Raw genomic sequence first — 13,620 nt, forward strand, 5'->3', positions numbered from 1 at the left:
TGGCCGAGGCGTCGATGCCGAGCACACGACGCTTCACGCCCGTGAGCTCTTCCAGCGCGGCGAAGCCCGCGATCATGCCCGCATGGGTCGATCCGGTCACGGTGCACACCACGATCGTGTCGTAGAACACGCCGAGCGTCTTCTCCTGTTCGGCGACCTCGAACGCCCAGTTCGCGAAGCCGAGCCCGCCGAGGCGATGCTCACTCGCGCCCGCGGGGATCGGATACGGCGTGCCGCCGGCATCCTCCACCTCCTGCAGCGCCTGCTTCCACGAATCACGGATGCCGATGTCGAAGCCGGCGTCCTCGAGGCGCGAGTCGGCGCCCATCATGCGTGAGAGCAGGATGTTGCCGACACGGTCGTTGGTCGGGTCGTCCCACGGCACCCACTTCTCCTGCACCAGGCGCGCCTTCAGGCCGAGATGTGCGGCGACGGCGGCGACCTGCCGGGTGTGGTTGGACTGGTAGCCGCCGATCGACACCAGCGTGTCGGCGCCCGAGGCGAGTACGTCGGGAACGATGTACTCGAGCTTGCGGACCTTGTTGCCGCCGTAGGCCAGTCCGCTCGAGACGTCCTCGCGTTTGGCCCAGACCTGTGCACCGCCGAGGTGCTGCGTGAGGCGCTGCAGATGCTGCAGCGGACTCGGGCCGAACGTGAGCGGGTGGCGCGGGAACTCGTGCAGCTTCATGCGGATCGTCCTTCGTGGGTGGCGGGGTTCAGGCGGTGTCGAGGTGCAGGCTGTGCCATGTCTGGGCTGCAAGCCTTGCTGCCGCATCCGCGTCGCCGGCGGCGCACAGTTCGATCAGCCGCTCGTGGCGCCTGGCAGACTGCTCACCCTCGGCCGATCCGAAGCGCAGGCGTTCGGCGCGATGCAGCACAGGTTCGTACTGAGCGATGACAGCGCGCGCGGCCGCGTTGCCGCACCGGTCCAGGGCGATCGCGTGGAAGTCGGCGTCGGCGGTGAGCGCCGCATCGAGGTCGTCGGCATCCCGCGCGGCGCGGAAGCGTTCGTTCGCGGCGCGCATCGCGTCGAGGTCCGCCGGCGTCAGCCGCGGTACGGCGGTGCGCACGGCGAGGGCGTGCATCGCCCCGACGACCGCCTGTGCATCGCGCAGGACAGCGGGCTCGATGGGGGAGACGACGGTGGATCGGCCGGGAACGGCATGCACGAGTCCGGCGCGCGAAAGCTCGAGCAGCGCTTCGCGCACCGGGGTGCGTGAGACCCCGAGCCAGGCCGCGAGCTCCGCGTCTCGCAGCTGCTCGTCGGGTGCCAGCGTGCCGTCGACGATCGCATCGCGCAGACGCCCCAGCACGGTGTCGCGCAGCAGCGGTCTCGGGGCGAACGTCTCTGTGGGAATCGGCACGATATGCAATATATCGCGCTGAGTCGAGATCAGGGGCCCCTGCTGGTGCAGGGGCCCCTGATCGGCGTTCGTCAGAACCGCTTGTGGCAGAGTCAGAACTGGTTCATCGTGTTGTCCTTGCCGCCGGCCTTCAGGGCCGCGTCGCCGGCGAAGTACTCCTTGTGGTTGTCGCCGATGTCGCTGCCGGCCATGTTCTGGTGCTTGACCGTCGCGATGCCCTCGCGGATCTCACGGCGCTGCACGCCCTTCACGTAGGCGAGCATGCCCTCTTCGGCGAAGTAGTCCTTGGCCAGATCGTCGGTGGACAGTGCGGCCGTGTGGTAGGTCGGCAGGGTGATCAGGTGGTGGAAGATGCCGGCACGGGCCGAGCCGTCCTTCTGGAACGAGCGGATCTTCTCGTCGGCCAGGCGCCCCAGCTCGGTCTCGTCGTACTCGACGCTCATCAGTTCGTCGCGGTTGTAGGCCGAGACGTCCGCGCCCTGCTCGACAAGGGCGTCGTAGGCCTGCTGGCGGAAGTTCAGCGTCCAGTTGAACGACGGGCTGTTGTTGTAGACGAGCTTCGCGTTCGGGATCACCTTGCGGATCTCGTCGACCATGCCGGCGATCTGCGCGACATGGGGCTTCTCGGTCTCGATCCACAGCAGGTCGGCGCCGTTCTGCAGCGACGTGATGCAGTCGAGCACGCAGCGCGCCTCGCCCGTGCCCTTGCGGAACTGGTAGAGGTTGCTGGCCAAACGCTTCGGGCGCAGCAGCTTGCCGTCGCGCTTGATGACGACGTCGCCGTTGCCCAGCTCGTCCTCCGAGATCTCCTCGACATCCAGGAACGCGTTGTACTGGTCGCCCAGGTCGCCCGGCTGCGCCGTGACGGCGAGCTTCTGGGTGAGGCCGGCGCCCAGCGAGTCGGTGCGGGCGACGATCACGCCGTTGTCGATGCCGAGCTCGAGGAACGCGTAGCGGACCGCGGCGATCTTGGCGAGGAAGTCCTCGTGGGGCACCGTGACCTTACCGTCCTGGTGGCCGCACTGCTTCTCGTCCGAGACCTGGTTCTCGATCTGGATGGCGCAGGCGCCGGCTTCGATCATCTTCTTGGCCAGCAGGTACGTCGCCTCGGGGTTGCCGAAACCGGCGTCGATGTCGGCGATGATCGGCACGACGTGGGTCTCGTAGGTGTCGATCTGCGACTGGATGAACTCGACCGCGGTCTCGTCGCCCGCCAGGCGTGCGTCGTCGAGCTTCGTGAACAGCAGGTCGAGCTCGCGGGAGTCGGCCTGACGGAGGAACGTGTAGAGCTCCTCGATGAGTGCCGGGACTGCGGTCTTCTCGTGCATCGACTGGTCGGGGAGCGGACCGAACTCCGACCGGAGCGCGGCGACCATCCAGCCCGACAGGTACAGGTAGCGCTTGTTCGTGGTCTTGAGGTGCTTCTTGATCGAGATGAGCTTCTGCTGCCCGATGAAGCCGTGCCACACGCCGAGCGACTGGGTGTAGACCGACGAGTCGGAATCGTACTCGGCCATGTCCGCCCGCATGATGTCGGCGGTGTACTGGGCGATCTCGAGTCCGGTCTTGAAGCGGTTCTGCGCCCGCATGCGGGCGACGTACTCGGGGTTGATCGCATCCCAGCTCGAACCCTGCTGCTCCTTGAGCGCGCGGATGGCTTCGATGTCGTCGTTGTACGCAGTCATGTTGGTTCCTTCGCGGTGGGTGGTTCGCTCACGGACGCTGTGGGCGAATCGCTTGGTTCCACTGTGTGCCAAGGAATGACGGTCTTCTGACCAAAACCGGCGTGAAGATTTGCCGAAATTCTGCGACTGCGAAGGGTTGGGGGTCCGTCAGTGGATTGCGCCGCCCGGCATCCCACCGTCGTCAGCGCCGACGAGCGTCGTGTCGATCGCGATGCGAAGCGCGGCGGCGATGTCGTCGAGCGGCAGCGTGGGCTGCCCCGTCGGCGCCCCCTCGATCGCCCACGGCACGTGGATGAACCCTGCCCGTACGTCACTGGGCACGGCCTGCAGCGCCGTGTAGAACACGTGGTTGCACACGAACGTTCCGGCGGTGTGCGAGACCTCGGCCCGGATACCGGCACCTCGGATGGCCGCCGCGATCGACTTGACCGGAAGTGTCGCAAATGCGCCGGCGGGGGCGCCGTGCACCGAAGGCTCGTCGATGGGCTGGGCTCCGTCGTTGTCGGGTATCCGCGCGTCGATCAGGTTGACGGCGACGCGCTCGACGCTGATCGCCGTCCGCCCGCCGGCGAGTCCCGTCGCGATGACGATGCTCGGTCGATGCGCCTCGACCAACTCGCGCATGGCTGCGGCAGACCCGGCGAAGGTCACCGGGAGTACGGCCGTGATCAGCTCGGCATCGCCGTTCCAGGTCGCCGCGACCCGCTCGACGGCATCGCCGCTCGGATTCGACTCGTCTCCACCGAACGGTTCGAAGCCGGTCAGCAGCACGACCCTGCGTTCCGTCACCCTCGCACCTGCTCGAATTCGACCACGCCATCGGCGATCGACGTGCGCCGAAGCCGAACGCGAACCTCTGTGCCGGGGAGCGCGGTCGCCCTCTCGAGCGTCGCCTCGACCGGTGGGTCGAGCAGCGCCACCCGCACGCCGTCGCCGCGCTCGCGCAGGACCACAGCGTCGAACTCGTCGCCTTCGCGCCCATGCAGCACGGCCGCTTCGATGCGGTCGAGGGCGCCGGCCTCGACCTGGCGCACGCGCTGCTTGCTCCGCTCCATGAGGTCGGGGATCGTGGGCAGACTCTCCCGTGCCCACGTGGGCACCTCGCGCCCGTTCGCGAGCGCATCGCACACCACGAGCGACCAGCGGTCGACAAGGCGACGCAACGGGGCCGTGGTGTGGGCGTACGGGGCGGCGATCGCCGCCTGCTCGCTCACTTCTGGGATGTCGCCGTCGAACGTCGTGTAGCCCGCGCCGCGGAACAATCCGGCCGCGTGCTCCTTCACGGCGCGCGCCACCGGCCCGCGGTCCAAGCTCTGCAGGTACGCGCCGTACGGCACATCGTCGGGCCACGGCATCCCGAGCGCGACGGTCTGCGCGCGGAACGCGGCGACGTCTTCGGGGGAGGCGGGCGGCATGGTGCGCAAGATGCCGATGCCGCCGTCGAGCATGATGCGCGCCGCCGCCATGCCGGTCAGCAACGAGACGTGGGCGTTCCAGTCCTCCAGCGGCACGCCCTCGTCGATCTCGAGGCGGTAGCCGTCGCCGTCGCGCTCGATGCGCACCTCCGGCAGGTTCAGGCTCGCGCCGCCGCGCTCGATCTCGCGCGCCGCGCGCTCAGCACCGAACCACGGCATCGCCATGAGCGTCTCGGGCGCGGTGCCCGACTCGATGGCGGCCTGGGCGTCGACATACGACCACTGGGCGCGCGAGCGGATCACGCCCCGAGTGAGGGACGTCTGGGTCGGAACACCCTTCGCATCGAGCTCGAATCGCCAGACGAACGCGCGCCGGTCCTGGTCCGGGAGCAGCGAAGCGGCATCCTCGCTCAGCACAGTCGGATGCAGCGGCACCCGGCCGTCGGGTGCGTAGAGGGTCTGCCCGCGTTCGCGCGCCTCATGATCGATCGCGCCGTCAGGCTCGACATATGCCGGAACATCTGCGATGGCGTAGTGCAAGATCGCACCATCGCTGGACCGCTGCAAGTGCACGGCCTGGTCGAGGTCGGTCGATCCGGCCGGGTCGATCGTCAGGAACTCGATGTCGCGCAGGTCCGCGAGCGTTCCTCCCGGCTCGACGGCGGTCGCCGTTGCGGCAAGCTCTGCCTCACGGAGCACCTCGACCGGAAACTTTTCGGGCACCCCGAGCTGTCTCCGCGCGGCGGCGAGAGCAGCAGCAAGCGCGTCGTCAACGCTTGTCGACATACCTGCTTCTGGGTCAGGTGGCGGATGCAGTCTGGAGCGGTGCACGGACACGAGGTCAGTGTATGCGGCGAGGTGTTGCGCAATTGTTGCGCGAACTCGTGATGGGCGTCGCCTGGCGCACCCTAGCGTGATGGCATGACCTCGTCACCACGCCGCCGCCACGCGATCGCCGTCGCAGCCGCCTCGATCATCGCGCTCCTGTTGACGGGGTGCGCAACGCCCGCTCCCGTCGCGCAGACGCCGGCACCCGAGACACCCACGACCACGCCAACGCCCACACCGACCGAGACCGAGCCCGTCGTCGCGCAGGTGCTGTTCGACGGCGACTGCGCGCAAGTGCTGCCGAGCGAGGCGATCGCAGAGGTCATCGGGGCAGCGGGTGATCCGCGCGAAGGGCGCGACCTGGGAACTGCCACATTGGGCGGCCTGGGCTGCGGGTGGACGAGTGAGGAGGGCTCCCTCGACGTCATCGCCTACCCGTCCGAGATCGTCCCCGCCGACATCGCGGCGCGTTACGAGACCCCCGTTTGCGAAGGGTTCCTCTATGACGGCTACGGCTGCCGCGTCGGTGTGCGCGAAGCTGACGCTTGGGCGCTGGTGACTGTGTCGCCCCCGCTCGGAGCGCCCGCCGACGAGGAGCCGCCGGCGAGTCTCGACGTCGCGGCTGCGCACGTCGCGGAGGCGCTTGCGGGAACGACCGGCAACGCGTCGACACCGACCGCCGAATGGTGGACGACGAGTTGCGACGACGTGGAGGCAGCCTTGGATCTCACGACCCTGCTCGGGGTCGACGAGTACGAATTCGGGTTTCCCGCCGACGGTGGCGAAGACGTCGACACCGAAATCAACCGGGCATCGGGCTCACTCATCGGCACCTGCCACTGGTACGGATACGCAGGCGACGACGCCCGTGCCGTGCAGCTCTGGGCCTACCCCGGAGCGGCGACGCAACTGGAGTCCTTCATCGAGGGCCGTGACGTCGCGCCCGTGAGCATCGAAGGTGCCGAGGAGGCGCTGACGTTCCCCGGAGACGGCTACTTGGATCTCGCCATCTCAGACGGCGTGAACGTCGTGTTCGTCGACGCGCACGATGTCGCGGTCGACGTCGACGTGGTCGGGAACGCGGTCCTCGCAGCGCTCGCCGGCTGACCCACCGACCTTGCCCATGCCACACTCAAGGCATGGGCAAGGTCTTCGACGGCATCGATGCATCACTGCGTGAGTGGATTGCGGCGCAGCACCTGTTCTTCGTCGCGACGGCACCGCTGTCGGGCGACGGGCGGGTCAATGTCTCGCCGCGCGGACTCGACAGCCTCAGCATCCTCGACGACCACACCGTCGCGTGGCTCGATCTGACCGGCAGTGGGGCCGAGACGATCGCGCACCTGCGCGAGAACGGCCGCATCACCCTCATGTTCTGTTCGTTCGACGCACGGCCGCGCATCGTGCGGCTCCACGGCCGCGGCCGCGTCGTGCTGCCCGGTGAGGCGCTGTTCGCCGTGGTGGATGCCGAGCACCCTGGTCACGTCGGGGCGCGGGCTGTGATCGTCGTCGACGTCGACCGGGTGTCGGATTCGTGCGGGTGGGGTGTGCCGCAGATGGACTTCGTCGCCGACCGCGACATCATGCGCCCGTGGGCAGAGAAGAAGGGCCCGGACGGCCTCGAGCAGTACCGTGCCGAGAAGAACGCCGTCTCGCTCGACGGGCTGCCCGCCCTCTGACAGCGGCGGGATCGCGCGGGTCTAAGCTGGATCTTCGTGGTCACACGTCTGTCGAACTTCTTCCTCCGCACCCTCCGCGAAGACCCCGCCGATGCCGAGGTCACGAGCCACAAGCTGCTCGTGCGCGCCGGCTACATCCGTCGCGCGGCCCCAGGCATCTTCACGTGGCTTCCGCTGGGTCTGAGAGTCAAGGCGAAGATCGAGGGCATCATCCGCGAGGAGATGGCCGCGGCGGGTGCGTTCGAGGTGCACTTCCCGGCGCTGCTGCCCCGCGACCCGTACGAGCAGTCGGGCCGGTGGACTTCGTACGGCGACGGCATCTTCCGCCTGCAGGACCGCAAGGGAGCCGACTACCTGCTCGCCCCGACGCACGAGGAGATGTTCACGCTCCTGGTGAAGGATCTCTACTCGTCTTACAAGGACCTGCCGCTGTCGATCTACCAGATCCAGGACAAGTACCGCGACGAGGCGCGCCCCCGCGCCGGGCTCCTGCGCGGCCGCGAGTTCACGATGAAGGACGCCTACTCGTTCGATTACACCGACGAGGGGCAGGACGCCTCCTATATGAGTCAGCGTGATGCATACGAGCGCATCTTCCAGCGGCTCGGTCTCGAGTACGTCATCGTTGCGGCAGACAACGGCCTCATGGGCGGTGCGCGCAGCGAGGAGTTCCTGCACCCCATCGCCGTCGGCGAAGACACGTTCGTCCGGTCCGCGGGTGGCTATGCCGCGAACGTCGAGGCGTTCACGACCATCGCCCCCGATCCCGTGCCCTTCGATGCTGCGGGCGCCCCGGTCGTCTTCGACTCGCCGAACACCCCGACCATCGAGACGCTGGTCGCCCACTCCAACGCGCACTTGGAGGGGGAGTACACCGCGGCCGACACGCTCAAGAACGTGGTCCTGGCGCTGACGCACGCCGACGGCACGCGTGAGCTCGTCGTCGTGGGTCTGCCGGGCGACCGTGAGGTCGACGACAAGCGCGCCGAGGTCGCGTTCGCACCGGCTGCGGTCGAGGCCGCGACGCCCGAGGACTTCGAGCGTCACCCGCTGCTCGTGAAGGGCTACATCGGTCCGTGGTCGCCCGAAGGGGCCGTCCTCGGCGAAGAATCGGCCACCGGCATCCGTTACCTGCTCGACCCGCGCGTCGTCGACGGGTCGAGTTGGATCACCGGCGCGAACATCGATCAGCAGCACGCGCACTCCGTGGTCGCAGGCCGCGACTTCTTCGGCGACGGGTTCGTCGAGATCGCGAACGTGCGCGAAGGCGACCCCGCACCGGACGGATCGGGGCCCGTCGAACTCGCGCGTGGCATGGAGATCGGACACGTGTTCCAGCTCGGTCGCTTTTTCGCCGAGACCCTCGGCCTCAAGGTGCTCGACGAGAACGGCAAGCTCGTCACCGTCACAATGGGTTCGTACGGCATCGGCGTCACCCGCATCCTCGCGATCCTCGCCGAGCTCAACAACGACGACAAGGGCCTCGTCTGGCCCGCTGCGATCGCGCCGTTCGACGTGCAGGTCGTCGCCACCGGCCGGGATGCGGCCGCATTCGAACTCGCCGAGCAGGTCTCGGCGCAGCTCGAGACGGCCGGACTCGACGTGCTCCTCGACGACCGCGCGAAGGTGTCGCCCGGCGTGAAGTTCGGCGATGCCGAGTTGATCGGTGTGCCGCAGATCGTCATCGTGGGTCGCGGCGCGGCCGACGGTCAGGTCGAGCTGTGGGATCGCCGCACGGGCGAGCGTCAGGTGGTACCGGCCGCCGAGGCCGTGGCCGCGCTCTCGACCCGCTGACCGGATGCCGCGTGTTCACCGCGCGGCCACCGCACGTCATCGTGACGTGACAGGCTGAGGGCATGGCACCAGGTTCCACCGCGTCCATCCCGCCCGAAGTCACGGATGCGCTCCGCACCGTGATCGCCGAAGCCGGCATCACGCACGACCAAGACCTCATCGCGCGCATCCTCGCCACCGGCGTCGGGCTGGGGCTCGATGACTCCGATCGGCTCGACCTCAAGATCACCTCTGCTGCGCTCACCGAGATGCGGGCGGCGTTCCAGCTGTTCGCGCCGTTCCGCGGTGTGCCGAAGGTGACCGTGTTCGGTTCGGCCCGCACGAAGCCCGAGTCGATGCTGTACCGACAGGCATCCGGGGTCGCACAGGCGCTGGCGGAGCGCGGGTGGATGGTCGTCACGGGGGCGGGGCCCGGCATCATGCAGGCCGCCGCCGAGGGTGCTGGGCCGGAGCGATCACTCGGGGTCTCCATTCGGCTGCCGTTCGAAGAGAAGCCCAACGCCGTGATCGCGGCATCCGCGAACAACGTCGCGATGAAGTACTTCTTCACCCGCAAGCTCATGCTCGTGAAGGAGTCGCACGGGTTCGTGTGCGTGCCCGGCGGTTTCGGCACGCTGGACGAGATGTTCGAGCTGCTCACGCTGCAGCAGACGGGGAAGGCGGAGCCGGTGCCGATCGTGCTGCTCGACGAGCCCGGCGGCACGTTCTGGGCAGGACTGCAGCACTACATCGACGAGCACCTGATTCCCGCGGGCGTCATCTCGCCCGACGACTTCGACCGTGTCCTCGTCACCGACTCGGTGGATGCCGCGGCCGAGGCGATCACGGGGTTCTGGCGCAACTACGACTCGTTGCGCTGGGTCGGTTCGCACCTCGTGCTTCGCCTTCGCGCCGAGCCGACCGACGATGAGGTCGACGACCTCAACGAGCGGTTCGGTGGGCTGCTGCGCGCCGGGCGCATCGAGAAGCGCGATGCCATGCGCCCTGAGCGCGAGGACGACGACAAGGTCGACTTGCCGCGGCTCGTGCTCGACCTCGACCAGTTCCAGGTCGGTGACCTGTACCGGCTCATCGGCGCGATCAACGCGCTGGGGTCGGCGCCGGGAGGGCGCGCGCACGCGAAGTGAGCGGCGCGTCACAGATCGGCGTAGCGCGACCGAATCGCGGTGAAGACGCCGTAGGCGATGAGTCCGACGCCGACCAGTGCTGCCAGGAAGGGGCCGAACGGCATCTGGATGAGTCCGTCGACGGCGCCGTCGAGGCCGCCCGCGGCATCCGCGTCGCCCTTGACCGCTGCCACCACGAGCAGCACGCCGACGATCCCGAGTGCCGCGCCCTTGCCGATGTACCCCGCGATGCCGAGCACATCGACGACGCGGCCGATGCCCGACCGTGGGAGTGTCATCTTCTTCCGGTAGGTGCGCAGCATTCCCGCCACGGCGAATCCGATCCCGGCCCCGACGAAACCCACACCGACGGCGGCCAGGACGAACACGCCGCCTGGAATCTGCAGCACGCCGCGGCTGGTGTCCTCTGCCGTGCGGTCGGCGTTCGGCCGCGCACCGAGGCCGACCGCCGCCGACACGACACCCAGGGCCACGAACACGGCCGCCTGCCCCCACGCCGAGGCGCGGGCGCCCCAGTCGGAGAGGTCGCCGCCGCGCACCAGGATGCCTTCGGCCACGCGCCACAGGGCAAGGGCGATGAGCGCGGCCGCGATGACCCACAGCACGACGAAGCCGAGCGGGGCGGTCGCGATCGCCCGGAACGCGCCGGACTGGTCGGCATCGCCGCGGGCGCCGAACGCGACGGCGAGCACGATCGCGCCGAGCAGCACGTGCACGACGCCGTTCGCGGCGAAGCCGGCGCGGGCAAGCGCACGGAAGGCGGGTTTCGACGTCGCCTCTCGCGCGACCTGCGTGGCGGGGTCGCTCATGTCGCTCCGATCAGTTCGTCGGTCGGTCGTGGTGCAGGTGGTCGCGGTGCTTGTCGGCCTGGTGCGCCTTCGTGACGATGTCGAGCGGGCCCGTCACCGTCAGTTCATCCTCCCAGCACTCGATGCCCGATACCCCGGGAAGCCGGTCGCGGGTGAACACCGGGTCGCGACCGGCTCGTCGCTGCGCCGTGTAGTCCTTCAACAGGCGGAAGGCGATGCCGGAGAGCAGCCCGATGGCGATCAGGTTGATGAGCGCCATGACGCCCATGATGCCGTCGGCGAAGTTCCAGACGAGGTCTGCCGACGCGATCGCGCCGACGAACACCGCGACAATCACGAGCAGGCGATACCCCGTGAGCACGGCGGGGCTGCGGGTGATGAACTCGATGTTCGATTCGCCGTAGTAGTAGTTGCCGAGGATCGACGAGAATGCGAGCAAGAAGATGATGATGCTCAGCGCGATGCTCGACCAGTCGCCGAGGGTGCTCGTGAGGGCGCCCTGGGTGAGGTCGATGCCCTTCTCGGCGTTGGCGAGATCCGGCACAGACACCAGGATGATGAACGCGGTGATCGAGCACACCAGGAACGTGTCGAAGTAGACCCCGAGCGTCTGCACGAGCCCCTGCTTGACGGGGTGGGTGACGGCGGCGCTCGCGCCGGCGTTGGGCGCCGATCCGAGACCCGCCTCGTTCGAGAACATGCCGCGCTTCACGCCGGTGAGCACGATGTAGCCGAAGGCGGCGCCCACCACCTCGTTGAAGCCGAACGCCTGCGTGAAGATCTGGCCGAAGACCTCGGGAAGCCGGTCGATGTGCAGTGCCACCACGATGAGACCGAGGAAGAGGTATGCCAGTGCCATGAGCGGCACGAGCAACTGCGTGACCGACGCGATCCGGCGCACGCCGCCGAACACGACGAGTGCGGTCAGCAGGGCGATCACGCCGCCGATGACCCATGCGAGCCAGACCGGCGCTTCACCCACCGTTGCGCCGATGGTGCCCGCGATCGTGTTGGCCTGCAACGAGCTGAATGCGAACGGGAAGCACACGATCAGCACGATGGCGAAGACGATGCCCATCCACCGCGCGCCGAGGCCTCGCTCCATGTAGTAGGCGGGGCCGCCCCGGAAGCTGTCCTTCTCGCGGGTCTTGAACAGCTGCGCCAGCGACGATTCGATGAAGCTCGACGCGCCGCCGACGAACGCCATCAGCCACATCCAGAACACCGCTCCCGGGCCGCCGACGGCGATCGCGGTGCCGACCCCGGCGATGTTGCCGACGCCCACGCGGGATGCCGCCGAGATCGTGAACGCCTGGAATGCCGAGACGGACTGCGGCTCACCGGACTCGGTGCGGGGCGTCTTGTCGGTGAGGGTGCGGAACATCTCGGGAATGAGGCGGAACTGCACCACCCCCGACCGCACCGTGAAGTACAGGCCGAGCAGCACGACGACGGGCAGCACTGCCCACGTCCACAGCTGTTCGCCGGCCCAGAGCACTGCGTCGTTGACCTGATCCATCGCAACAGTATGGCGATGCGTGCCCGTGCAGACCAGGCCGGGGCGGTGCCCGGCGGCATCAGGTAACGTTGTGTGGATGCCGGAGCGTGATTTTCGGCGGAGAAGTGAAAAGGGAGGACACCGTGGACATCGATCTCGGACTGCTGCGGACGGTCGAGCGTGAGAAGGAGATCCCCTTCGACGAACTCGTGCGGATCATCGAACAGGCGATCCTCACCGCATACGCGAAGCACACGTCCCCCGACGGCGAGCTCCCTGAGGGTGCGAGAGCGCAGCTCGACCGCAAGACCGGTCACGTCGCCGTGTACATGCCGTTGCGCGACGAAGAGGGCGTCGTGATCGGCGAGGAGGAGAGCACGCCCGACGACTTCGGTCGCATCGCCGCGTTCGCCGCGAAGCAAGTCATCAGCCAGCGCCTCCGCGACATCGCCGATGACGCGGTGCTGGGAGAGTTCCGTGGCAAGGAGGGCGACATCGTCGCCGGTGTCGTGCAGCAGGGCCCGAACCCGCGCATGGTGCATGTCGACCTCGGCACTGTCGAAGCGATGCTTCCTCCCGAGGAACAGGTGCCGGGGGAGGAGTACCCCCATGGTTCGCGGCTGCGCGTCTACGTCACGTCGGTCTCGAAGGGCACGAAGGGGCCGTCGATCACCGTCTCGCGCACCCACCCGGGCCTGGTCCGCAAGCTGTTCGCCCTCGAGGTGCCCGAGATCGCGAACGGGCTCGTCGAGATCGTTTCGCTCGCGCGCGAGGCCGGACACCGCACCAAGATCGCCGTGAAGGCGAACGACCCGTCGATCAACGCGAAGGGTGCCTGCATCGGCGAGCTCGGCCGCCGCGTGCGCGCCGTGACCGAAGAGCTCGGCGGCGAGAAGATCGACATCGTCGACCACGACCCCGAGCTCGCGAAGTTCGTCGCCAACGCGCTGTCGCCCGCGAAGGTGACCTCCAGCTTCGTGCTCGACGCGGCCAATAAGGCCGTGCGGGCGCTCGTCCCCGACTATCAGCTGTCGCTGGCCATCGGCAAGGAAGGCCAAAACGCGCGTCTGGCGGCCAAACTGACCGGCGCCAAGATCGACATCCAGCCGGACTCGATCTTGGAAGACGCGTGACGGGGTAGGATGGAACCTGTTCGTACGTGCGTGGGATGCCGCGCGCGTGCCCCGCGGCCCTCACTTCTGAGAGTCGTCGCCCACGATGGAGTCCTCGTCCCAGACGAGCGCGCCGTCCTGCCGGGCAGGGGTGCGTGGGTGCATGACACGGAATCGTGCGTGGATGCCGCCATCCGGCGCCGCGCCTTCGGACGAGCACTGCGTGTGTCGGGACCCCTGAGTGATCAGGCCCTGGTCACGCGGACCAACACAGAACACCACCAGCGAAACGGCTGAACGGCTATGGAC

Annotated in this window: 13 protein-coding genes; 6 read left to right on the forward strand and 7 right to left on the reverse strand. The window is 68.3% G+C overall.

What is annotated here, in order from left to right; all coding sequences use genetic code 11:
* The 5 genes from AC3ENX_RS09885 to AC3ENX_RS09905 form a co-directional block, all read right to left on the reverse strand.
* Positions 1-688, reverse strand: a 688-nt coding sequence (locus AC3ENX_RS09885) for a pyridoxal-phosphate dependent enzyme (protein ID WP_434811714.1), incomplete at its 3' end; no start/stop codon positions are given.
* Positions 689-716: 28 nt separating this feature from the next.
* Positions 717-1,364: a GntR family transcriptional regulator gene (locus AC3ENX_RS09890; protein ID WP_434811715.1), complete on the reverse strand. Its 648-nt coding sequence runs from the start codon at positions 1,362-1,364 to the stop codon at positions 717-719.
* Between the two features lie 92 nt (positions 1,365-1,456).
* Entirely contained in the window at positions 1,457-3,049 is a 1,593-nt protein-coding gene (locus tag AC3ENX_RS09895; RefSeq protein WP_434811716.1) for an isocitrate lyase, read from the reverse strand.
* 147 nt (positions 3,050-3,196) lie between these two features.
* Complete coding sequence (gene pcp, locus AC3ENX_RS09900) at positions 3,197-3,838, reverse strand: pyroglutamyl-peptidase I (RefSeq protein WP_434811717.1); 642 nt, start codon at positions 3,836-3,838, stop codon at positions 3,197-3,199.
* Positions 3,835-5,250: an RNB domain-containing ribonuclease gene (locus AC3ENX_RS09905; protein WP_434811718.1), complete on the reverse strand. Its 1,416-nt coding sequence runs from the start codon at positions 5,248-5,250 to the stop codon at positions 3,835-3,837. Before AC3ENX_RS09905 ends, pcp begins: the two co-directional genes overlap by 4 nt.
* Positions 5,251-5,385: 135 nt before the next feature.
* On the opposite strand from AC3ENX_RS09905, the gene AC3ENX_RS09910 reads away from it, so the two are divergent.
* From AC3ENX_RS09910 to AC3ENX_RS09925, 4 genes are all read left to right on the forward strand, one after another.
* Positions 5,386-6,399 carry a hypothetical protein gene (locus AC3ENX_RS09910; protein WP_434811719.1) on the forward strand — a complete coding sequence of 338 codons (1,014 nt, stop codon included), beginning with the start codon at positions 5,386-5,388 and terminating at the stop codon, positions 6,397-6,399.
* 32 nt (positions 6,400-6,431) lie between these two features.
* Positions 6,432-6,971 carry a pyridoxamine 5'-phosphate oxidase family protein gene (locus tag AC3ENX_RS09915; protein WP_434811720.1) on the forward strand — a complete coding sequence of 180 codons (540 nt, stop codon included), beginning with the start codon at positions 6,432-6,434 and terminating at the stop codon, positions 6,969-6,971.
* A gap of 36 nt (positions 6,972-7,007) precedes the next feature.
* Positions 7,008-8,765, forward strand: a complete 1,758-nt coding sequence (locus tag AC3ENX_RS09920) for a proline--tRNA ligase (RefSeq protein ID WP_434811721.1) — start codon at positions 7,008-7,010, stop codon at positions 8,763-8,765.
* A 62-nt stretch (positions 8,766-8,827) separates the two neighbouring features.
* On the forward strand, positions 8,828-9,892 hold the full coding sequence (locus AC3ENX_RS09925; RefSeq protein WP_434811722.1) for an LOG family protein: 1,065 nt from the start codon (positions 8,828-8,830) through the stop codon (positions 9,890-9,892).
* Between the two features lie 8 nt (positions 9,893-9,900).
* Here the strand turns inward: AC3ENX_RS09925 and AC3ENX_RS09930 are convergent, their stop codons facing one another.
* Both AC3ENX_RS09930 and AC3ENX_RS09935 read right to left on the reverse strand, forming a co-directional pair.
* Positions 9,901-10,701 carry a DUF1206 domain-containing protein gene (locus AC3ENX_RS09930; protein ID WP_434811723.1) on the reverse strand — a complete coding sequence of 267 codons (801 nt, stop codon included), beginning with the start codon at positions 10,699-10,701 and terminating at the stop codon, positions 9,901-9,903.
* 10 nt (positions 10,702-10,711) lie between these two features.
* Positions 10,712-12,220 carry an alanine/glycine:cation symporter family protein gene (locus tag AC3ENX_RS09935; protein WP_434811724.1) on the reverse strand — a complete coding sequence of 503 codons (1,509 nt, stop codon included), beginning with the start codon at positions 12,218-12,220 and terminating at the stop codon, positions 10,712-10,714.
* A gap of 122 nt (positions 12,221-12,342) precedes the next feature.
* Here AC3ENX_RS09935 and nusA point away from each other — a divergent pair, with 122 nt between their 5' ends.
* Positions 12,343-13,332: a transcription termination factor NusA gene (nusA, locus tag AC3ENX_RS09940; RefSeq protein ID WP_434811725.1), complete on the forward strand. Its 990-nt coding sequence runs from the start codon at positions 12,343-12,345 to the stop codon at positions 13,330-13,332.
* Positions 13,333-13,341: 9 nt separating this feature from the next.
* Positions 13,342-13,608: a YlxR family protein gene (locus AC3ENX_RS09945; RefSeq protein ID WP_434811726.1), complete on the forward strand. Its 267-nt coding sequence runs from the start codon at positions 13,342-13,344 to the stop codon at positions 13,606-13,608.
* Positions 13,609-13,620: the final 12 nt, after the last annotated feature.

This window comes from Microbacterium sp. bgisy189, assembly GCF_057707225.1.